23 protein-coding genes are annotated in these 20698 nt (G+C 38.6%); 1 reads left to right on the plus strand and 22 read right to left on the minus strand.

Annotated features, from left to right (window positions below):
- Nucleotides 1–163 precede the first annotated feature (163 nt).
- From resB to ACW2QC_RS03360, 8 genes are all read right to left on the minus strand, one after another.
- Nucleotides 164–2161, minus strand: a complete 1998-nt coding sequence (resB, locus tag ACW2QC_RS03325) for a cytochrome c biogenesis protein ResB (RefSeq protein ID WP_457542646.1) — start codon at nucleotides 2159–2161, stop codon at nucleotides 164–166.
- Nucleotides 2162–2191: 30 nt separating this feature from the next.
- Nucleotides 2192–2764 (minus strand): thiol-disulfide oxidoreductase ResA, encoded by a 573-nt coding sequence (resA, locus tag ACW2QC_RS03330; protein WP_457542552.1) that lies wholly within the window; start codon nucleotides 2762–2764, stop codon nucleotides 2192–2194.
- A 55-nt stretch (nucleotides 2765–2819) separates the two neighbouring features.
- Entirely contained in the window at nucleotides 2820–3560 is a 741-nt protein-coding gene (locus ACW2QC_RS03335; RefSeq protein WP_457542553.1) for a pseudouridine synthase, read from the minus strand.
- Between the two features lie 168 nt (nucleotides 3561–3728).
- A complete protein-coding gene (locus tag ACW2QC_RS03340; protein WP_457542554.1) occupies nucleotides 3729–4259 on the minus strand; it encodes a spore maturation protein in 531 nt (176 codons plus the stop codon).
- A gap of 2 nt (nucleotides 4260–4261) precedes the next feature.
- A complete protein-coding gene (locus ACW2QC_RS03345) occupies nucleotides 4262–4846 on the minus strand; it encodes a nucleoside recognition domain-containing protein (RefSeq protein WP_457542555.1) in 585 nt (194 codons plus the stop codon).
- A gap of 1 nt (nucleotide 4847) precedes the next feature.
- Nucleotides 4848–5954: a D-alanyl-D-alanine carboxypeptidase family protein gene (locus tag ACW2QC_RS03350; RefSeq protein WP_457542556.1), complete on the minus strand. Its 1107-nt coding sequence runs from the start codon at nucleotides 5952–5954 to the stop codon at nucleotides 4848–4850.
- A 764-nt stretch (nucleotides 5955–6718) separates the two neighbouring features.
- Complete coding sequence (gene scpB / locus ACW2QC_RS03355; RefSeq protein WP_457542557.1) at nucleotides 6719–7309, minus strand: SMC-Scp complex subunit ScpB; 591 nt, start codon at nucleotides 7307–7309, stop codon at nucleotides 6719–6721.
- Nucleotides 7306–8046 (minus strand): segregation/condensation protein A, encoded by a 741-nt coding sequence (locus ACW2QC_RS03360; protein ID WP_457542558.1) that lies wholly within the window; start codon nucleotides 8044–8046, stop codon nucleotides 7306–7308. The genes scpB and ACW2QC_RS03360 overlap by 4 nt, the downstream gene beginning before the upstream one ends.
- A gap of 170 nt (nucleotides 8047–8216) precedes the next feature.
- Here ACW2QC_RS03360 and ACW2QC_RS03365 point away from each other — a divergent pair, with 170 nt between their 5' ends.
- Nucleotides 8217–8300 carry a YjcZ family sporulation protein gene (locus ACW2QC_RS03365; protein WP_064503397.1) on the plus strand — a complete coding sequence of 28 codons (84 nt, stop codon included), beginning with the start codon at nucleotides 8217–8219 and terminating at the stop codon, nucleotides 8298–8300.
- Between the two features lie 110 nt (nucleotides 8301–8410).
- Here ACW2QC_RS03365 and ACW2QC_RS03370 read toward each other — a convergent pair whose 3' ends face one another.
- The 14 genes from ACW2QC_RS03370 to deoB form a co-directional block, all read right to left on the minus strand.
- On the minus strand, nucleotides 8411–8785 hold the full coding sequence (locus tag ACW2QC_RS03370) for a GNAT family N-acetyltransferase (RefSeq protein ID WP_457542559.1): 375 nt from the start codon (nucleotides 8783–8785) through the stop codon (nucleotides 8411–8413).
- A 322-nt stretch (nucleotides 8786–9107) separates the two neighbouring features.
- A complete protein-coding gene (locus ACW2QC_RS03375; protein ID WP_457542560.1) occupies nucleotides 9108–9581 on the minus strand; it encodes a site-2 protease family protein in 474 nt (157 codons plus the stop codon).
- A gap of 31 nt (nucleotides 9582–9612) precedes the next feature.
- Nucleotides 9613–10050 (minus strand): peptidylprolyl isomerase, encoded by a 438-nt coding sequence (locus ACW2QC_RS03380; RefSeq protein ID WP_457542561.1) that lies wholly within the window; start codon nucleotides 10048–10050, stop codon nucleotides 9613–9615.
- 97 nt (nucleotides 10051–10147) lie between these two features.
- The gene (gene lysA / locus ACW2QC_RS03385) at nucleotides 10148–11455 is read right to left on the minus strand and encodes a diaminopimelate decarboxylase (protein ID WP_457542562.1); all 1308 of its coding nucleotides are present in this window, start codon (nucleotides 11453–11455) and stop codon (nucleotides 10148–10150) included.
- Between the two features lie 75 nt (nucleotides 11456–11530).
- On the minus strand, nucleotides 11531–13015 hold the full coding sequence (locus tag ACW2QC_RS03390; protein ID WP_457542563.1) for a spore germination protein: 1485 nt from the start codon (nucleotides 13013–13015) through the stop codon (nucleotides 11531–11533).
- Between the two features lie 31 nt (nucleotides 13016–13046).
- A complete protein-coding gene (locus ACW2QC_RS03395; RefSeq protein WP_457542564.1) occupies nucleotides 13047–13475 on the minus strand; it encodes a stage V sporulation protein AB in 429 nt (142 codons plus the stop codon).
- The gene (locus tag ACW2QC_RS03400; protein ID WP_457542565.1) at nucleotides 13465–14070 is read right to left on the minus strand and encodes a stage V sporulation protein AA; all 606 of its coding nucleotides are present in this window, start codon (nucleotides 14068–14070) and stop codon (nucleotides 13465–13467) included. The genes ACW2QC_RS03395 and ACW2QC_RS03400 overlap by 11 nt, the downstream gene beginning before the upstream one ends.
- Nucleotides 14071–14193: 123 nt before the next feature.
- On the minus strand, nucleotides 14194–14946 hold the full coding sequence (sigF, locus tag ACW2QC_RS03405) for an RNA polymerase sporulation sigma factor SigF (protein ID WP_457542566.1): 753 nt from the start codon (nucleotides 14944–14946) through the stop codon (nucleotides 14194–14196).
- Nucleotides 14947–14955: 9 nt separating this feature from the next.
- Nucleotides 14956–15396 carry an anti-sigma F factor gene (spoIIAB, locus tag ACW2QC_RS03410; RefSeq protein ID WP_457542567.1) on the minus strand — a complete coding sequence of 147 codons (441 nt, stop codon included), beginning with the start codon at nucleotides 15394–15396 and terminating at the stop codon, nucleotides 14956–14958.
- Nucleotides 15393–15746, minus strand: a complete 354-nt coding sequence (gene spoIIAA / locus ACW2QC_RS03415; RefSeq protein ID WP_457542568.1) for an anti-sigma F factor antagonist — start codon at nucleotides 15744–15746, stop codon at nucleotides 15393–15395. The genes spoIIAB and spoIIAA overlap by 4 nt, the downstream gene beginning before the upstream one ends.
- A 155-nt stretch (nucleotides 15747–15901) precedes the next feature.
- Complete coding sequence (locus ACW2QC_RS03420) at nucleotides 15902–17086, minus strand: D-alanyl-D-alanine carboxypeptidase family protein (protein WP_457542569.1); 1185 nt, start codon at nucleotides 17084–17086, stop codon at nucleotides 15902–15904.
- 107 nt (nucleotides 17087–17193) lie between these two features.
- Nucleotides 17194–18498: a pyrimidine-nucleoside phosphorylase gene (locus ACW2QC_RS03425; protein ID WP_457542570.1), complete on the minus strand. Its 1305-nt coding sequence runs from the start codon at nucleotides 18496–18498 to the stop codon at nucleotides 17194–17196.
- A 27-nt stretch (nucleotides 18499–18525) separates the two neighbouring features.
- Nucleotides 18526–19344 carry a purine-nucleoside phosphorylase gene (locus tag ACW2QC_RS03430; protein ID WP_457542571.1) on the minus strand — a complete coding sequence of 273 codons (819 nt, stop codon included), beginning with the start codon at nucleotides 19342–19344 and terminating at the stop codon, nucleotides 18526–18528.
- Between the two features lie 86 nt (nucleotides 19345–19430).
- Nucleotides 19431–20612: a phosphopentomutase gene (deoB, locus tag ACW2QC_RS03435; RefSeq protein ID WP_457542572.1), complete on the minus strand. Its 1182-nt coding sequence runs from the start codon at nucleotides 20610–20612 to the stop codon at nucleotides 19431–19433.
- Between the last annotated feature and the right edge of the window lie 86 nt (nucleotides 20613–20698).

Consider the following 20698-nt stretch of genomic DNA (forward strand, 5'->3'; position numbering starts at 1 on the left):
CTAAGTTCGTCACGTCCTGTGACAACGCCGACACTAGCACGTCCTGTGCGTCGAAAGTCGAGGCGGCTGTAGTCTTAAGGACCGGAAAGACAGGCCAACGAAGAGATTTCGCCGCTTATCATTTGGTGACTTTTTGAACAACCTCTTATAGACGTAATTTCACTTAATCTTCCAATTCTTGCTGATCCACTACCATGTTAACGTTTGTACCTTCAATAACTTTTTCAATATCCTTCTTGATTCCAAACCAGTTTTTATTCGTATGTGCAGCAACAAGTAGTCCGTTATCTTTTGGATGGATCCAGATCCGTCGATGATGCCAGTACATACCTTGGATAACCCCAATCATAAAGATAATCGCACCCAGAATAAAGAATGGAAGTGTATAGTCTTTTCGTACGGTTATCCCACTAACATCTTGAAGCTCATAGTCGGCTAATCCAAGCTTATACTGATTTCCTTTTGTCATCGGGTTATTTACTCCCACTCCAACAAAGCTGGTTTCAGCCTTGTCACTGCCAGGAGGATAGATTGATAACTCAAAAGCAGGATTTCTAGGATATTTCGATTCTGATCTCGGTTCACCATCATCCGAGTAATATTCAGGATAATATTGCTCCACCACAACACGTGTACCGTTATCCAGTTTGTATTCTGGTTTTGGTGAATCAAGGTCAATGGTAAATGTCCCTAGACCATTTTTATGTTCATCAAGTGCTTTTTCATTACGCAATTCGAAGTCATCAATCGCTAGTTTATATTGATTTTCCCCTGTTGCGTCAATATTTCTGCCCAATCCCACAAAACTCACCTCAGGCTCGTCACTGTCAGGTGGATAAACGAAAAAGACAAACGCAGGATTCCGCGGGACATCTGAATCCGATTTTGGTTCACCATTATCTAGGTAATAATCTGGATAATATTGATTTACAACAACGCGAAATCCGTTATCAAGCTGGTATTCATTTTTAGGAGAATTTAAGTCGATTGTAAATGATTCGAGTGTATCTCCTTTTTCATCCTCATCACTTACTTGATTAAGGTTAAACTGTAAATTTTTAAATTCCACTAACGATTCAATGTTAAACGACATACTGGAAAACTCATTTAATTGATAACCTGCTTGATACAAGGTGTAACCATCAAATTTAAGTGGCTGATTCATGCGAAGTTCACCATCAGTAACTTTTTCCAGTTCCGGATCTGCGCCCGCAACAGATGCTTCCGTCTTTTTATAGATAACTGCGTTCGTTTGATAGTTTTTGGCAACCATTCCCTCTTGATCGAGCGCTTCTTTAAATCGACCATCTCCATCTTCTTCGTCGTATGTTTCTAAAATAAAGTCCTTATTTTTAATGTAGTATTCTCCATCCGTTGATGGAATTACCGTTTGTTGTCCTTCACGTACCCAAACATAGTCATCTAAGTATAACAGTGGCGTCATCCTTAAAATTGCGGCTAGCAGAATGATGATTAAGCCAATGTGGTTGACATAAGGACCCCACCGAGAAAATCGCCTTTTTTCCGCTAAAATATGTCCATTTTCTTCGCGAACTTTATAGCGTTGTTTCTTCAGGGCATCCTTAATCTTTTCTTTTTCTTCTGTTGTGACTTCTTCTGTTTCACTATAAAGTCGTTGTCTGTTCAAAAATGTTTCATGGCGTTTTGCTTTTTGTCGTTTTAATGCCTTGTACAATGGAACAAAACGATCAATACTGCAAATAACTAGTGAAATACCGATAAGTGCGATTAGTATCATGTACCACCATGAACTATACAAGTGGTGAAAACCTAGTTGGTAATAGATTTTTCCAAACACACCAAACGTCGATTCATAATAGACAGCAGGGTCACGCGATACTGCTTCAGGTGGTATGTATTCTTCTTGTGGGAAAATAGTGCCGATTGCTGAGGCAACCAAGGCAATGACAATCAGCCAGACCCCAACCTTGACAGATGAAAAAAAGCTCCATATTTTGTCGACAATTGACTTGTTATAGGTTTGTGATCTACGTGCACTTCCATCGTAACGCATATTTAATAATTTACGTTTATCATTTCCGTCAATGTGCTGGTTTTTTTCAATTGGCTTCCCACAGGCCTCACATAAGACGGTACCCTCTGGATTAACATGGCCACATTCACATTTTATTTCGTTAATACTCATACATATCCCTCACATTAATCGTGTTTATTTCGGTTCAATTTGCTGTAAGTAGCCTTCGATTCGATCCAGTGTTAATGCTCCTTCGACAATTTCCACTACTTCTCCCTCTGGATTAATAAAAAATGTACTAGGAATTGGACCGACACTGTATTTATCCATTGCTGTCCCTTTTGCATCGTGTGGAACTGGAAATGTTAAATCATATTTGTCAATAAATCGATTAATCACAAGTTCTGTGGAATCTAAATTAACAGCAACAATTTCTACACCTTTTTTCTTGTATTCGGGATACAATTTTTCCATGAAAGGCATCTCTGCTTCACATGGTTTACAATAGGTGGCCCAGAAATTAAGCATAACCCCTTTTCCTTCTAAATCACTAAGCTGAACTGTTTCAAGTTCATTATTTTTGTTGATTTGTTCTAATTTAAAGTCTGGTGCTTTGTCACCAACATCAACATTTGTTTTATCTTTTGTTAAGTTAGATACTAAGGCATAAACAACTGCAACTAGTAATATTGCTAATATGACCGATCGAAACACGAGACGATTTCGTTTCTTCTTTTTTTTGGCCGGGCTAATATTTTTTGTCGTCAATACTACTCACTCCCCATGTCATTATAGCATGTAAACATATTGGTAAATTTGACTATTATTCAACAATTTTGCTAGCTTCCTGGCGCATCTTCTTAACCTCATGGGGGGTTAAGGCTCTAAATTCACCAGGTTTTAAGCCTTTTAAGTTCAACATCCCGTATTGTTCTCTTTTCAGTTTCACGACAGGATAGCCTATTTGTTCCATCATCCTTCTAATATGACGATTTTTACCCTCATGTAAAGTAATTTCGATGATCGATGTTTGGCTATCTTTATCCGTTGACAAAACGTTATAATGGACCGCTTTTAATAAATCTTTGTCTGCTTTAACCCCTTTTCTTAAGATGTTTAATTCATTCTTACGGGGAATTCCCTTTATTTTTGCAACGTAAACTTTGTCAACGCCGTATCTTGGATGCATTAAAAGATTTGCAAATTCACCATCATTGGTCAGGATGATGATGCCGGAAGAATCATAATCCAATCGTCCAATCGGAAAAATCCGCTCTTTTACATCTGGAAAAAAATCTGTAACTACCTTTCTATTCTTGTCATCTTTAACACTTGATATAACGCCTCGCGGTTTATAGAGCATGAAATAAACTGGTGTCTCTTTTTGTAATGGCACCCCATTTACTTCGATCTCGTCATTGTTGGATACTTTAGTACCTAATTCCGTTGTTACCTTGCCGTTTACTTTTACATTGCCATCAACGATTAACTGTTCTGCCTTTCTTCTTGAAGTAATGCCGCTTTTAGCGATAACCTTTTGTAGTCGTTCTAATGTGTTTGTCATGTTATATCACCAATTTCCTTTTTTGTTCTATTTTTGGCTCTTTTTGTATGGCTGTTTCCGCATTGTTTGTTGCTTTCTGCCCTGCAGCTTTTTTTCTACATGTCGCTTTGTATTTTGTTTCCCAACACAATAATAGCGTTAACTTTAGGTTAACGCTACTTTAAAGGTTTATCCAAATACGAGTGTTACGATGATGATCGAGGCTATTATACCAATTAGGTCGGCAATGAGTCCAACCTTTAGGGCGTAACGCATTTTTTTAATTCCGACTGCTCCAAAATAGATCGTGAGAATGTATAAGGTCGTATCTGTACTGCCTTGCATGGTGGAGGCCAATTGTCCGATGAAGGAGTCTGGACCGTGTGTATCAATTAATTCGGTTGTGACACCTAATGCAGCAGTTCCGGAAATAGGTCTTACAAGTGCTAGTGGAACGATATCTGGCGGCACACCTAGAAAACTTAAAACTGGTGATAAAAGGCCAATAAATGCATCTAGCGCGCCTGATGCTCTCAGGATTGCGATGGAAACGATCATTCCTACTAAAAAAGGAAGCAAAGAAAATGCCATCTTGACACCTTCCTTTCCTCCTTCAACAAACAATTCATATGCAGGAACGCGTTTCCAGGTTGCGACAATTAGGACGATCATAATAAAACATGGGATGAGCCATGTACTAACAGCTGTGATCGCAGCCAAAACTACCCCCTCCTTAGACTCCGATAATAGTAGAAGCGATCAACCATTATTGCGCTTAAGGATGACACGACCGTCGCAATGATGGTAGTGCCGACAATTTCAGTTGGTGATGTCGAGTTATAATGCATGCGGATTGCAATAACGGTTGTCGGAATGATGGTCAGGCTTGATGTATTCAAAGCTAAAAAGGTAATCATTGATCTTGAAGCGGTATCTGTACCACTTATTTGCTTCATTTGCTCCATTGCTTTGATCCCCATTGGTGTTGCTGCATTGCCTAATCCAAACATATTAGCTGTGAAGTTGGACAAGATATAGCCGATTGCTGGATGGTCTTTTGGTACCTCTGGAAACAATTTCACTACAACAGGGCGAAACAGTTTTGCAAGGAATTGTAAAATACCTGCTTTTTCAGCAATCTTCATAATACCGAGCCAAAATACGAGAATACTAATTAAACCAATCGAAATCGTAACAGCTTCATCTGCACTTTCAAAAACTGCTTTGTTTACATCTTCCATCGTTCCATTAAACATCGCATATAATATCCCAATTATTGCCATGGATGCCCAAATAATATTAACCATGTTAATCCATCCCAACCATTTGTCTTAACATTGACATCGTGTCCGTCAACAAACTGTTACGGACTGTTTCTTGTTGTCCTTTGCTAAATATCGGAACTTCACTTATCGGTTTATCATCAAGGTAAAAAACTGTTTTCCCAATAATCTCGCCGTCTGCTTTGGTAGAATCATGTAATAGGAATGATTTTTTCTGGATATTCCCTACTTCATCTTTCCGTAATGGATAATGGAGGTCATGTTTAACATAGCCAGTAGTGATATCATCCGAACCGTTTACATGATAGGTTTGGACTCCTTTATCAAGTACGGAAGTCATGTCGTATGTATCAAACGCCCATTCATACATTCCAATATGATCCTTCCAGTCATCAGGTGCGTTTAGTGTCACCGCAATAAGATCCATCTTATCTTTATGAGCCGCTGAAACCAATGTTCGTCCAGCTATTTTGGTAAAACCCGTTTTCCCACCTATGCAATAATCGTATAACGAGGTTAATAGCTTGTTTTTATTTCCCCATGCATATTCTCGTGTACTAGCTTTATAGGAAGTAGTACCAGTAATCTTTTTAAAAACATCATTTGACATGGCATACCGCATCAATAAGGCCATATCGTATGCCGTTGAATAATGTTGTTCAGCATGCAGTCCATGTGGGTTTTCAAAATGAGTGTTCGTCATTCCGAGCCATTGCGCCTTTTCGTTCATTAAGTAGTTAAACCCTTCCACACTACCACCGACATGCTCTGCAATCGCAACTGCTGCATCATTACCGGAACGAAGCATCAATCCATACACAAGATCTTTTAGTTTCATCTTTTCTCCCTGCTCTAAATAGATGGATGAACCACCAGTGTATACGGCTCGTCTACTTGTCGTGACCATCTCGTTCATTTTTCCGGATTCAATGGCGATAATCGCTGTCATGATCTTCGTTATACTTGCGATTGGCCTTTGTTCATGCGCATTTTTCTCATACAACACCCTTCCTGTTGATTGTTCCATTAAAACAGCATTATTTGCTGATGTTCCTGGTTTTGCTTGTCCTATCATCGGAAAAAAGAGACTCAGCAACAAAAAAAACGTGATTGTTAAATAAACAGAACGCATAGTGGGCTTCCTCCCGCAGTTTTTGTGTCTGTATATTTTATGCGGGACAAGATCGGATATGAATAAAAAAGCTCCTTTGAATTGTTTTATGGATAGGCTGTTTTTTAAAAGATTGGGACTGCAATTACTCGCCCCATCGAAGACATTTGTTGTTTTATACCCAAAAGACATAAACCTGCAACGTAACTGTTGGGCTCTTTTCTATAAGTACGTGCATTTCCCGCCGTCCGGGATCACTCCGGGTGGATGCTTTCCGCGGGCACGGCCTCAGCCTCCTCGAGAAAACCACTCTGCGGGGTCTTCGGACACGTGCTGTTCCCGCAGGAGTCACCACCCTCCACTCACCCGGACTAGTGAAGTGGTAGGATGCGACTTTATAGAACACTTACCACAACAGTTATGGTAGTAAACTGCGAATGAAAAACATGGAGACGCAAGCGGCAGCGAAGACGATGAGACCCCGCAGTGAGAGTTCGTTGCGAGCGAGGAGGCCCAGCGCGAGCCCTAAAGTGCGCGTAGTGTTTTTTCCGAGTGGTCGAAGGGAACCGAACAAGATTTTAAGTTATGTCGCATTTTCTATCAAATGCGATTAATCCAAAGTCAACTTGAGCAGTGAATATTCATCCTTCCTCATTCTATCAAGGCTTATTTGTCCATTTCACGCTGCGAAAGTTGAATTTCTTCAAAAACAACAATCATTTAGAAAACGGCCTATGGATAAAAAATAACCCCTTGCTATATTAATCAAGCAAGGGGATTAAGCATCAGTTTGACTGACCCATTTCCATATTAAATTTTTCGAAAAACAAGTCTGCTTCATGTTCCACATCATCCTGATCAACATTATCTGGTAATGGTGGTAATTCATCCAGTGAGGTTAATCCAAAATATGTTAAGAAATCTGTACTAGTGCCAAATAAAATTGGTCTACCGACACCTTCACGCCGACCCACTTCTTCAATTAATGACCTAGCAAGTAGTGTCTGAACAGGTCGATCACTTTTGACACCACGAATATCTTCAATTTCCGTTCTGGTGATCGGTTGCTGATAGGCGATAATTGCCAGCGTTTCTAAGGCAGCCTGTGACATTCTAGACGTTTGTGGTGTTTCCAAAAGTTTTTTAAAATAAGCACTATGTTCGGGTTTCGTTGTTAAATGATACACATCATGTGATTGCATCATCATAATGCCGCGATCTGTATGCTCATAATCATATTTTAGTTCCTCAAGCAAATGGGTAACTGTTGATGCGTTTACTCCCAGTATCTTTGAAATCTGTTTAACCGTAACTCCTTGATCACCACTGGCAAACAACAACCCTTCCACAATAGCTTTTAAATCTGTAGTCTTCACGATTGTTCCTCCATATAAAAAACATATAGTGTATCCAATTGTTTTTCTTGAACACAATATACTTCTTTCTCTTTCATTAACTCTAATAATGCCATAAAGGTAACAACAATATGGGAGCGGGATTGATAGGTAAACAAATTATCAAACGAAACTCCCTGTCCGGATGCTTTTACGACCTGTCTGACTTCCTTCATCCGTTCTTCAATAGAAATTTCGATTCGTTCAATCTTTGTTTCTAATGGTTCTTTCCACTTTTTCCGCTCTAACATTTTCCCTAGTGCACCTAACATATCATAAATGGAAATATCGCCTTGTACAACAGGTTGTTCCACGTCAACATTGTCAAAATGGACAGGAGATCGTGTGAAAATTTGGTTTGCATCCAATTCTTTTTCCTGCAGGTTTTCAGCGGCTTTTTTATATTTCCGGTATTCAATTAGCCGCCCCATTAGCTCTTCCCTGGGATCTTCCTCAAATTCGTCCTCTTCCGTTTCGAATTCCTGTTTCGGCAGGAGCATCTGACTTTTTAATGCAAGCAATGTTGATGCCATAACGAGATACTCGCTGGCGATATTTAATTCCAACTTTTGCATCGTATGTATGTATTCCATATATTGTCTTGTGATTTGCGCAACTGGAATATCGTATATATCAATCTCATACCGATTAATTAAATGTAATAATAAATCAAGCGGTCCTTCAAAAGAATCTATTTTTACTTGATATGCTTGATTCATATCGTGTTACTTCCTTTCTGTTTAAACCATATAGACGAATCAAACGAAAAAATAACAAACCTGTCATAAACGCCTATACATTTTATCTTTTTCCTACATACGTTATTAACGTAAGATAAATGTTCTCAAGAAGACATTTATTCTTAAGTCGAAAAAGGAGGAATTTCATTATGGGTGCAGGTTATGGCGGTGGATTTGCGTTAATCGTCGTATTGTTCATTCTTCTAATTATCGTTGGTGCTGCGTGGTTATAGAATCATCGTCTCGTCACATTAACGATTACAAGATGATTGATTAATCAAGAGACGAAATGAATGAACGGGTACAAAGAGCCAACCCAATCATAAAGGGTTGGCTCTTTGTTTTAGTTTTCTTCTTTTTCATCATTTTCATCATTACATTTATTGTAAAATTGTTGGGTAAGCTCATTAGCACATACGGCATATTTATCCTGGTACATATTGTTTATTGCATGAACCATTTTCTTACCAATGCCTGCGTTTCGGTGTGACGGATTAACAGAGATATGTTGAACAACCGCATTAAGGTCGTCCTCTATTCTTAATCCAATTGCACCCAAAACATCATCGTCTTCTTTCCATAGAAAAAGATGCCAATTTGGATTCGATTCATATTCTTTAATTGTTTGCTGCAATTTTTTTACATCTTTTCCTTCAGGCATAAAAGACAGTAATCCCATTGCAATCTTTTCCATATTTTTTTTATAACGAATTAGCATAGATACCCCTCATTATGAAAATAACTTACCAACCATGGAGAGAAGGAAAATAAATCCTACACCCAAAACAATATTTTATCTTGTTTTGCTCCATTTGTCATTTCGAAATCATCCCCTAAAGGAGTTGTATATTCTATTTATGCCCTAATACGGCAGAATTGTCAAATTGAAATGTCTAAAAAACAAACACTGTCCAATATATAATTCCCCAAATCATGCCGATGGAGAGCAATATGGCAAATAAAATCCAATTCTTTTTACGTTGACTCAAGAGACTTCCATCCTTTATTCAGCATTGACAGTTTCTCTAAAAGTATACTATTTATCTATTCCATTCCTTAAAATGTGTGTAGGCCTCTGAAACTGTTTTTACGATTGTATAACCATCTGAATGTTTTTCTTTTCGTTTAAATGGAATAATATTAACGATGGCAAGCCATATGTTAAATAGTATGAATAATTGAACGTTTCCATTGGCAAAACCAAATAGAACATAGACTAAACATGCAGCGATTCCATTACTAAGCGGGCCACAGATGGTAATCCAAATGACTTCCAATGGTTTATAAGGAATGTTTCTTTCACTATATGCAAGACCACCCAAAAAGAACAATGCATGAATAGAAACACGATATTGTTTGTATGAGAAATGATACATTCTTTTCCCGATCCCAACTGCTAGTGTTATCTGATCGGCTTTTACCAATCTTGCTCCAAGCATATGTCCACATTCATGTAAAATTGTACTAAAAGGAGCAATGAAAAGTAATAGCCAGACCAGTACATAAATATCCATACATCACTTCCTACATGTACAGGCTGAATCCTTACGCTTCAAAAACCTTCACTTCTGTCATTACATCACCATTCTGCATTGCTTTTGCATATTCCACTCCTGATGTAACTTGTCCAAAAACAGTATGAACATCATCTAGATGTGGCTGTGCTTCATGAACAATGAAAAATTGACAGCTACCAGTATCTTTGCCAGCATGTGCCATCGATAATGATCCTTCCACATGTTTATGTGGGTTTCCTTCTGTTTCACATTTAATTGTATAGCCGGCATTGCCTGTTCCATTCCCGTTTGGGCAACCTCCTTGACTGACAAAGCCATCAATCACCCGGTGGAATGTTAACCCGTCATAAAAATTGTCATTCGCAAGCTTTTCAAAATTAGCTACTGTATTTGGTGCTTCCTCTGGAAAAAGATCAAATTCGATTTTATTACCATTTTCCATTACAATATATCCTTTTTTAGCCATTGTTCTATCCCCTTTATGTAGTTTCCAAATCGATCAAGTTTATCTTACCATTTAATTCGTTTTATTAAAAGAAAAATAAGCGTATTCAATGATACGCTCATTTTTCATATGATAAATCGTTCCTTACAACATCTTGATAGGTTTCTCTTGCAACGACTAACTTGTCCTGCCCATCTTCAACAAAGACGACAGCAGGGTTTGGAAGCCGGTTATAGTGGCTGGCCATTGAATATCCATAGGCTCCCGTTGAGAAAACAGCTAGAATATCGCCATCTTTCACTTCTGGAACAGGCAAATCCCAAATGAGCATATCGCCGGATTCACAACATTTACCAGCAATCGATACCGTTTGAACAGGTTCTTGATCCACCTTATTCGCGATAACCCCGTCATATTTAGCTTGATATAGTGCTGGACGTAGATTGTCCGTCATTCCACCATCAATTGAAATGTAGTTGCGAATTCCCGGGATTTGTTTCATGGAACCAACTGTATATAACGTTATTCCAGCATTTCCAGCTATTGCCCGACCTGGTTCAATCCAAATTTCTGGTAAAGGTATAGATAATGTTGCAGCATGTTGTTCAACCGCTTTGACAAGGGCTTCCACGTATATGTTTAAGTCAATCGGGTTATCCGTTGCTGTGTAACGGATTCCAAAACCTCCACCAAGATTCAATACTTCTGGTACATAGCCGGATTGTTCTTTCCATTTGGCAATTTCTTCAAACAATCGCTCCGTTGCCATTAAAAACCGGTCTGTTTCAAATATTTGTGAGCCGATATGGCAATGCAAACCCTTGAAATTTATACGTTTGTGGTTGTGTAAACGCACAAATGCTTCGTCAGCCTGTCCATTATGCAAATTAAAACCAAACTTGGAGTCTTCATTGCCCGTCATAATATATTGGTGGGTGTTTGATTCGATTCCAGGTGTTACTCGCATTAACACATCCATTTGTTTTTGATGTTCTTCGAGTAATGCCTCCAAAAGGTCGATATCATGAAAATTATCAACCACGATGCAACCAATATTATGCTCAATGGCCATTTCCATTTCGTAAATACTTTTGTTATTTCCGTGTAAATGGATTCTCTCTACAGGGAAATTGGCTTGTAATGCGGTATATAATTCCCCCTCCGAAACAACATCAAGGCTTAAATTTTCTTGTTTCATCACTTGCAGCATCGCAATGGAAGAAAATGCTTTGCTTGCATATGCAACTTGCGCTTTCACGTTTAACCGTTCAAAAGTTTGAACAAACGCCTGACAGTTCTTCCTAATCATGCTCACGTCATATACATATAAAGGTGTACCGTACTTTGCAGCTAAATCAACTGTATCAATACCACCTACCATTAAATGTCCATTGTTCGTTAAAAATGGATGATTATCTTTGATCATTTGTCCCCATCCTCTTCACGTTGAATCATAAAAGTACTTTATCATAATGAAGCAGAAATGAAAAGGGATGCTTTTTTATAGATCTTTTTTTAATGGTTGGCTATAGGTGTTTCGCGGATGTACGATACTTGGTCGTTTATTATTAAACGGTACAGGGATACGAAAGAGAATATGTGTAATCGCCCTTAAGTTGAACGGAATAAACGGCCAAAAATAAGGTGTACGCAATGATTTTAAACTTACCAAAAAGAGAAGATAAGCGGTAAATCCGACTGCAAAACCAAGCACACCAAATATAGCCGTGACAATGACTAGGAATAACCGGACCAGTTTGTTGGCCACACTTAATTCATAACTAGGTGTCACATAAGAACCAATCGCACTGATGGAAACATATAAAATAACTTCTGGACTAAGCATACCGACATCTATCGCAATTTGACCAATCAACACTGCCGCAATTAACCCCATGGCTGTCGATAACGGGGTCGGTGTATGAATTGCCGCCATCCGCAGGAATTCCACACCTAAAATACCTAATATAATTTGTACTGTTATGGGGATATTTCCTTCTTCGTTCGGACCAATAAAGGATAAGGACTTCGGCAATAATGTCGGATCCATGGCAAAGAGCAGCCACATTGGCAAAAGAAAGATGGATGCTAAAATTGCCAGAAATCTTGCCCAGCGAATAAATGACCCAACAGCAGGCCGTTGCCGATATTCCTCCGCATGTTGAACATGATGGAAAAAAGTAGTCGGCAAGATAATGACACTTGGTGATGTATCAACGATTATCACGACATGCCCCTCCAGAATATGGTGGGCAGCGACGTCAGGTCGTTCCGTGTATCGGACCATTGGATAAGGATTCCATTTACTGTTGATCATGAATTCCTCTAATGTCTTATCCGCCATTGACATGCCATCGATTTCAACTTCCCGGATTTTCTTTTTAATTAATTTGACCAATCCCTCATCTGCTACATCGTGTAAATAGCAGACACAAACGTCCATTTTTGAACGTTCGCCTACCTTCAACATTTCGTGACGCAATCGTTCATCACGAATTCTTCTCCTCGTTAATGCGGTATTTTCAATTACATTTTCTGTATATCCGTCTCTGGAACCCCGCACAACATGTTCCGTATCCGGTTCTTCCGGAGTTCGACCAGGATAATGACGAACATCAATGACAAATGCCTCATCTTCTCCATCAACAAAAATAACGACTAAACCGGATAAAATTTGATCAACCGCTTCATCCAACGATTTAATTCGCTCAACCTGTTGATGGACTAATCGATTCTCTATGATTTCTTGAACTTTTTTGCGATTTCCTTCATTATCGTTAATCTGAACGAGGACTTTCATGATTTGCACGATTATAGAAGAGTCAACTAAGCCATTCAGGTAATATAGTTGGATCTTATTTTTAAGTACGACCATTTCTCGAAATCCAACATCAAACGAGATGCCAATTCCGATTTTTTCTTTCATAAAAGCTTCGATATCATCGATGTCTGGAGAAATTGGATTTTTATCCTTTGTGTCTGTCATAGTTGCTAAAACACTCCATTCCTAATTGACATTACTTTACAAAAATGAGCCATTGAAACAAAGACCCAGCTACTTTTCCAAAAACAATTGCCATTAAAAATGCTAATAATTGCTGTTCCATGCCAATTCGTTTGGAAATAAGCGGAAAAACATTTAATACTTCTGTCAAAGCCGCTGCCAACATACCGTTGAAAATACCATGGAACCCCCCCCAAAGAATTAATAAAATCAGCGGTTGATTCCACGTTATATCTGTAAACGAAAGATAAGTTCCAACTAAAATACCAATGATCACGCATGCAGCATAAACAGGTATTAAGTGATCGGTTTTACTTAACTGAATTAATCTAGGAATAATGCCTAAAACGGTTAAAAAGGCAACAAAGCCACCCCCAACAGCAAGACCTCCAGCAAAACCAATAATTATTTCCGTAAGATAAATCAAGCTGTTACTTATCATTTAACTTATTTTCGTTGTAACTGACATATTGATCAAGATCTTGCTGATAATTAAAGATTTCCACTTCAAGTGGACTTGGCTCCTCATTAAACCGTTTTTTAAACCAATGATTGAAAAATAATAACATGCCTAGTCCAAGTCCGATTGAATATGGTATTTGAATCCATAACGGATAGTCATTATGCTCACCAGTTAACAAAAAATGAAGCCGTTGTTGAACCTCCTGCATGCTGACATCATAATGGAAATTCATGATTGTCATCGCTGTCCCGATAAACAGTAATATCCACACAAACGCAACAATTAAAGGATTTGATGCTTTTTTTCGTTTGACAATTCGGATGATTGTTTGATTTGGGCCCAAAAGTTGAAATTCCAAATCTGGATACATGTTCCGTAAATGGTCAATGATTAAAAAGCTGTCGATGACAACGATATTTTTATCTTTTTTCGTAATCCTGTAGAGGACAGTTTCTTCCATCTCGGTTTTATGTTCGGAAGACGTTGACAAATAAGCAATATCTTTTAAATGCACGGTCTGTAAATCTGTTGTTTCCACATTTTTTTTCATCCGCAAATAAACAATATCGACCATATGTATCACCTCAATTATCTGTGACGTAAGGATAGTATTTGTTAAACGAGATATTTTATAATAAAAAAAAGCAAATCACCACGTAATTGTGATGATTTGTTTTTAGGCATTTGCGCTATGTAACTAGCCCATTTGCGCTTTCATGTCGTGTAATATTTTTTTCTCTAGTCGTGATACTTGTACTTGTGATATTCCTAGCCTGTCTGCTACTTCCGATTGGGTTTTGTCTTTGTAGTATCGCAAGTAAACAATTAACCGTTCACGCTCATTTAACCCCCGAATCGCTTCTTGTAGTGATAGTTTATCAAACCATTTCGTGTCCTGGTCAGCTATTTGGTCTAATAATGTGATTGGATCACCATCATTTTCAAATACAGTTTCATGAATCGAATGTGGCGATTTTGCAGCATCTTCAGCATGGACAACATCTTCTGCTGGAATATCCAAGGCATCCGCTATTTCATGAATGGTTGGTGACCTTCCAAATTTTTTGGTTAATTCATCTTTCTTCTTACGGATTTTATTCCCTACTTCTTTTAAGGAACGGCTTACTTTAATGCTTCCATCATCACGAATAAATCGCTGAATTTCGCCAATAATCATGGGAACGGCATACGTTGAAAAACGAACGTCATATGAAAGATCAAATTTGTCAATGGATTTAATTAAACCGATACTACCAATCTGAAACAAATCGTCTGGGTCGTAGCCACGATTAATAAAACGCTGGACCACAGACCAGACAAGTCGTATATTTTTTTCCACGAGTAAATCTCTAGCATCTTTATCGCCTTGCTGACTTTTATAAATATACTCCTTTACTTGCTCATCGGTTAAAGGATCTTTACGATTCAAATGCTTTACATTTACATCCATAGGCATCCCCTAGTTACAAACCGTCTTATTTTTCGTTAATTGTTTTGTCATTTGTACCGTTGTTCCCTCTCCAGCCACGGAGACGACGTTCACTGTATCCATAAAATTCTCAATGATCGTAAATCCCATTCCCGATCTTTCTAATTCTGGTTTTGATGTGAATAACGGCTGTCTTGCCTCTTCCACATCTCCAATTCCAATCCCATTATCTTTAATCGTTAATTCCAGCTCATCATCGCGTAGCACACACGATATGTAGACCTTTTGATCTGACTCATTGTTGTATCCATGAATAATTGCATTTGTAACCGCTTCTGATACAACGGTTTTAATCTCCGTCAGTTCGTCCATTGTTGGATCAATCTGTGAAACAAATGCTGCTACTGTTACACGTGCAAATGATTCATTTTCACTAATACTGGCAAATTCCACAACCATTTCATTATTCATGAAGCCACCCCCAACGTTACTAAAGCAAATTGCTCGTTCTCCTCTAAACGAACAATTTTGAATAACCCAGACATTTCGAACAAACGGTTAACTGCTGGTGAAACGGAGCAAACAACCATTTCACCACCCAATTGCAAAACTTCTTTATAACGCCCTAAGATCACCCCAAGACCTGAACTGTCCATAAATGATACGGATTCAAGATTGAGTACAACATGTTTCACTGCGTTTTTATACATCATTTCCTTCCACTCATTTCGCAAACTTTCCGATTCGTGGTGATCTAATTCACCGGACAATCGTACAATTAAGACATCTTCTTTCACATCAAACATCGTACTAAGACCCATTTTTGTTTTTCCTCCTCACAATCCGTTGTACAGTCTATTTCAAGATAAAGTGGGCCAATTCCTGCACGTTGACAAAAGAAGAAATAATTCGACGAAACTAGAGCAAAAAAGACAAAAGCGCAAGCGCCCTTACCCTGCTATTCGATTACTTTCTTTTAGCGGTATTTTACCATTTCGTTGATGGAGCGTTTGAATAAGGTTAAAAATGACGCAGGTTGCACATTCTTATCAATGGTCAATGGCGTTTTTGATAAAACCTTATCTCCATCTTTAATGGTTAATGTCCCTACTTGATCCCCTTTGCTAAGTGGTAGGTCAAAACCATCCTTCAATTTGACAGATGTTGTAATATTTTTTGGTTCTTCATCTTTTTTATGAAGTGTGCTGATTGATTCAGATGCTACAACATTTAATTTTTTATTCTCTGCTTTTAATAAATCAAGTGTTGTGATCGTTTGCCCTTTTTCAAATAGTTTCGTTGTACCAAATTGACTAAAGGCATAATCTAGCATTTGTGACACAGTCTCATTACGCTCTTTCGTTGTTTTCGCACCCATTACGACAGCAATTACACGCATATCCTCTTTCTCTGCCGTTGCCGTTAAACAGTATTTCGCTTCATTCGTATAACCGGTTTTCAGGCCATCCACACCAGGATAAAATTTCACAAGCTTATTCGTATTCACCAGCCAAAATTCATCCTCTGTCCCTTTTCGTAAATAATCCTCATAGATTGACGTATAATTCGTTATCGCTTCGTATTTTAATAGTTCCTTCGCCATGACCGCCATATCATGGGCTGTACTATAATGATCGTCTGCAGGTAGTCCTGTTGTATTATTAAAATGAGTATTTTTTAAATTTAACTCTTCTACCTTCTCATTCATTTTCTTAACAAATGCTTCCTCACTGCCAGCTATTTTTTCAGCCATTGCTACACTTGCATCATTTCCGGATGCAATAGCAATCCCTTTTAATAGATCATCGACCGTCATTTCTTCCCCGGCTTCCAGAAATATTTGCGATCCGCCCATGGACGCTGCTCGTTCGCTCACTCTAACTTTCTCACCCAAATCCAAATTCCCTTTGTCAAGTTGTTCCATAATTAACAAAAGTGTCATGATTTTCGTCATACTTGCGGGCGGAAGTTTCTCATCCGCATTCTTATCAAATAATAGTTTACCTGTATCGCGTTCCATCAGAATTGCCGATTTCGCATCAGGTGCAAGGTTTACCGACTGATCGGTTTTATTTGTATCCTTCTCCTCACCAAATACAGTAATGGTTGAGACCGATAGCAAAGAAAAAACGATACTAACTAGTAAAACAATTTTTTTCATAACCTTACCTCCAAGAGTCAATATAACTCTAGGATTGCCATGATCTTCATTTTTTATAACACAAAAGGAGCACACATTATTTCTGTGTGCTCCCAAGTAAAATAGAATTATTCTGTTACGATATCATAGATTAAGGAAGGTGCTGAAACATTGTCAGTTGAAACTTCAATCGATGCATACAGTTTCTCTTTTACTTCCTCAATATTAGCTTGATTTGCATGAATGGTTAACAATGACTCGCCCGCTTCAACCTTTTCGCCGACTTTTTTGTGAAGGACAATTCCTACAGCGAGGTCGATAACCGATTCTTTTGTTGCTCTACCGGCTCCAAGCATCATAGCAGCGGTTCCTAAATCATCAGCAATAATGTTTTTGATCGTTCCTGCTTCTTTTGCTGGTAGTTCAATCACGTAGTCAGCTTTTGGCAGTAATTCAGGATGATCTGCCACATTTGCGTCACCGCCTTGCGATTGCAAGAACGTTTTAAACTGTTCAAATGCCTTGCCGTTTTCCATATTTGCCTTTAATTGCTCCCCGGCTTCTTCCAAACTGGATGCCTTTTTAGCTAGCACAACCATTTGGCTACCTAATGTCAGGCAAAGTTCTGTTAAATCTTCTGGTCCTTTACCTTGTAATGTGTCAATTGCTTCTTTTATTTCAAGCGCATTTCCAATTGCATAGCCAAGTGGTTGACTCATATCGGAAATAACAGCCATTGTGTTTCTGCCAACCCGATTTCCGATCGAAACCATTGCTTGAGCAAGACGTTTCGCATCATCGAGATTCTTCATGAATGCACCAGCGCCTGTTTTCACATCAAGCACAATAGCGTCCGCTCCAGAAGCGATTTTTTTACTCATAATCGAGCTAGCAATTAACGGTATCGAATTAACCGTTGCTGTTACATCGCGTAAGCTGTATAGTTTTTTGTCGGCAGGGGTTAAATTTCCAGATTGCCCAACGACAGCGACTTTATTTTTATTTACCAAATCGATAAATTCATCACTCGTTATTTCAACGTGGAAACCTGGGACAGCTTCTAATTTATCAATCGTCCCACCAGTATGGCCTAGTCCTCTACCACTCATTTTCGCAACTGGTACACCAAGTGAGGCTACAAGAGGCGCGAGAATTAATGTTGTTGTATCACCTACACCACCTGTTGAGTGCTTATCTACTTTTATTCCCGTAATAGCAGATAAGTCAATTTTATCGCCAGAATCAACCATTGCTGTCGTTAATACAGCACGTTCTTCTTCAGTCATATCTTGAAAATATATTGCCATTAATAATGCACTAACTTGATAGTCCGGGATATCCCCATTTGTATACCCATTTATAAAAAATTGAATCTCTTCATTTGAGAGCTCATGCCCATCGCGTTTTTTTTCAATTAAATCATACATTCTCATGTTATCTATCACCTTTACATCTTAATTTTATGGTAGTGTTTGAATAATTTTTTTCACGAATTGTAAAAAGTTTTCTCTCACTTTATCCGTTGTTTCGATTACTTCATCATGGGTTAAGGGTTGATCTAGGATTCCTGCTGCCATGTTGGAAATGCAAGAAATCCCTAATACACGCAATCCTGCATGTCCAGCAACAATTACTTCAGGAACTGTTGACATTCCAACAGCATCTCCTCCCATTGTCCTGAGCATCTTAATTTCTGCAGGTGTTTCGTATGTAGGACCAGTATTTCCCACGTACACACCTTCTTGTACTGCTATTCCTAATTCGTTCGCACAAGATTTTGCATGTGCTAGATATTCTTTGTCATACACCTGTGACATATCAGGGAAACGCACACCAAACGCATCATTATTTGGCCCGATTAATGGATTGGTTCCCATATTATTAATATGATCACTGATAAGCATTAAATCACCAGGGTTGAACGATTTATTGATGCCACCAGCAGCATTGGTCACAATTAGTGACTCGATCCCAAGTTCCTTCATAACTCGTACAGGGAACGTAACTTGCTTCATGGAATACCCTTCATAAAAATGAAAGCGGCCTTGCATGGCAATAACCTGTTTTCCTTCTAATGCTCCTGAAACCAGTTGTCCTTTGTGACCGGATACAGTTGATTCTGGAAAATATGGTATCTCTTGATATGGAATGACAGTTGGATTTTCAATTTTGTCAGCTAAAACTCCTAATCCAGACCCTAAAATCAAGCCTATTGCTGGTTGAGTCGTGAGTCTTTCTTGGATAACTGAACTCGCTTCTTTTACTTCTTGATGATTCATAAACGTTCCATCCTCTCTTGTGAAATATTTGTAATCGTATATATGAGGCAGGAACCAGCTAGATGACTGGTTCCTTGATCTTTTCTCTAGCGAATATTATCTAGAAAACTTTTTCCGTGTTCAGGCATTTTTACATCAAAGTTATCTGCGATGGTTGCGCCAATGTCTGCAAATGTTTCTCTAAGTGGCAGTTGTTTTTCTTTGTTACTATTGTTTGTATGATAAACAAGCAATGGGACATATTCGCGTGTATGATCTGTTCCATGATGGATCGGGTCATTACCATGGTCAGCTGTGATAATCAGCAAATCCTCATCTGTAAGTTTATTTAACACCTCAGGGAGTCTGGCATCATATGCTTGCAATGCTTCCCCATAGCCTTCTGGATCACGTCTATGACCATATTTCGCATCAAAATCAACTAAGTTTAAAAAGCTAATTCCATTAAAATCCTTTTCCATTGTCTCGACTAGTTTTGTCATGCCATCATCATTGTCCTTGGTACGAATTGCTTCTGTGACACCTTCTCCATCGTAAATGTCAGAAATTTTCCCTAGTGCGATAACATCATAGTTTGCATCTTTTAATTCATTCATGACGGTTCGACCAAATGGTTTTAATGCATAATCATGGCGGTTGGATGTACGTTCGAATGCACCTGGTTCACCGATAAATGGCCTTGCGATCACCCGACCTACCATATAGCGTTCATCCAAGGTTAATTCGCGGGCAATTTCACAAATCCGATACAATTCATCAAGTGGTACAACATCTTCATGTGCAGCAATTTGCAACACAGAGTCTGCTGAGGTATACACAATCAATGCCCCAGTTTTCATGTGTTCTTCACCAAGCTCATCAAGTATTACCGTACCAGAAGCTGGTTTATTTCCAATCACTTTGCGACCGGTTCTTTCTTCTAATTCATTAATCAATTCGGGTGGAAATCCATCTGGAAATGTACGAAATGGTTTTTGAATGTTTAATCCCATGATTTCCCAATGACCAGTCATGGTATCTTTCCCGTTTGATGCTTCCTGCATTTTAGTGTAATAAGCCGCTGGTTCTGCTGCCGGTTCGATTCCTTTAATTTCCCGGATATTACTCAACCCTAATTTCCCCATGTTTGGCATCTTCAGACCATTCATCCGTTCTGCAATATGGCCATATGTGTCTGCACCTACATCATTAAACTTTTCAGCATCTGGTGCCTCGCCGATTCCAACTGAGTCCATCACGATTAAAAATACACGTTTAAATTGATTCATGTTGATTACCTCCCATTGATATGTTCCCTAAATATACCTTTAATATGTCTATTTTACTACGTTGTAGGATGTCAGACAACTAAAGT

The sequence above is a fragment of the Virgibacillus sp. FSP13 genome, assembly GCF_054048505.1.

Bases quoted from the DNA above. Each gene is read 5' to 3' on its own strand.
- ACW2QC_RS03335 (WP_457542553.1), bottom strand. From the start codon at position 3,560: ATGACAAACACATTAGAACGACTACAAAAGGTTATCGCTAAAAGCGGC.
- ACW2QC_RS03345 (WP_457542555.1), bottom strand. From the start codon at position 4,846: ATGGTTAATATTATTTGGGCATCCATGGCAATAATTGGGATATTATAT.
- ACW2QC_RS03350 (WP_457542556.1), bottom strand. From the start codon at position 5,954: ATGCGTTCTGTTTATTTAACAATCACGTTTTTTTTGTTGCTGAGTCTC.
- ACW2QC_RS03360 (WP_457542558.1), bottom strand. From the start codon at position 8,046: ATGAATCAAGCATATCAAGTAAAAATAGATTCTTTTGAAGGACCGCTT.
- ACW2QC_RS03365 (WP_064503397.1), top strand. From the start codon at position 8,217: ATGGGTGCAGGTTATGGCGGTGGATTTGCGTTAATCGTCGTATTGTTC.
- ACW2QC_RS03370 (WP_457542559.1), bottom strand. From the start codon at position 8,785: ATGCTAATTCGTTATAAAAAAAATATGGAAAAGATTGCAATGGGATTA.
- ACW2QC_RS03375 (WP_457542560.1), bottom strand. From the start codon at position 9,581: ATGGATATTTATGTACTGGTCTGGCTATTACTTTTCATTGCTCCTTTT.
- ACW2QC_RS03380 (WP_457542561.1), bottom strand. From the start codon at position 10,050: ATGGCTAAAAAAGGATATATTGTAATGGAAAATGGTAATAAAATCGAA.
- lysA (WP_457542562.1), bottom strand. From the start codon at position 11,455: ATGATCAAAGATAATCATCCATTTTTAACGAACAATGGACATTTAATG.
- ACW2QC_RS03390 (WP_457542563.1), bottom strand. From the start codon at position 13,015: ATGACAGACACAAAGGATAAAAATCCAATTTCTCCAGACATCGATGAT.
- ACW2QC_RS03395 (WP_457542564.1), bottom strand. From the start codon at position 13,475: ATGATAAGTAACAGCTTGATTTATCTTACGGAAATAATTATTGGTTTT.
- ACW2QC_RS03400 (WP_457542565.1), bottom strand. From the start codon at position 14,070: ATGGTCGATATTGTTTATTTGCGGATGAAAAAAAATGTGGAAACAACA.
- sigF (WP_457542566.1), bottom strand. From the start codon at position 14,946: ATGGATGTAAATGTAAAGCATTTGAATCGTAAAGATCCTTTAACCGAT.
- spoIIAB (WP_457542567.1), bottom strand. From the start codon at position 15,396: ATGAATAATGAAATGGTTGTGGAATTTGCCAGTATTAGTGAAAATGAA.
- spoIIAA (WP_457542568.1), bottom strand. From the start codon at position 15,746: ATGGGTCTTAGTACGATGTTTGATGTGAAAGAAGATGTCTTAATTGTA.
- ACW2QC_RS03420 (WP_457542569.1), bottom strand. From the start codon at position 17,086: ATGAAAAAAATTGTTTTACTAGTTAGTATCGTTTTTTCTTTGCTATCG.
- ACW2QC_RS03425 (WP_457542570.1), bottom strand. From the start codon at position 18,498: ATGAGAATGTATGATTTAATTGAAAAAAAACGCGATGGGCATGAGCTC.
- ACW2QC_RS03430 (WP_457542571.1), bottom strand. From the start codon at position 19,344: ATGAATCATCAAGAAGTAAAAGAAGCGAGTTCAGTTATCCAAGAAAGA.
- deoB (WP_457542572.1), bottom strand. From the start codon at position 20,612: ATGAATCAATTTAAACGTGTATTTTTAATCGTGATGGACTCAGTTGGA.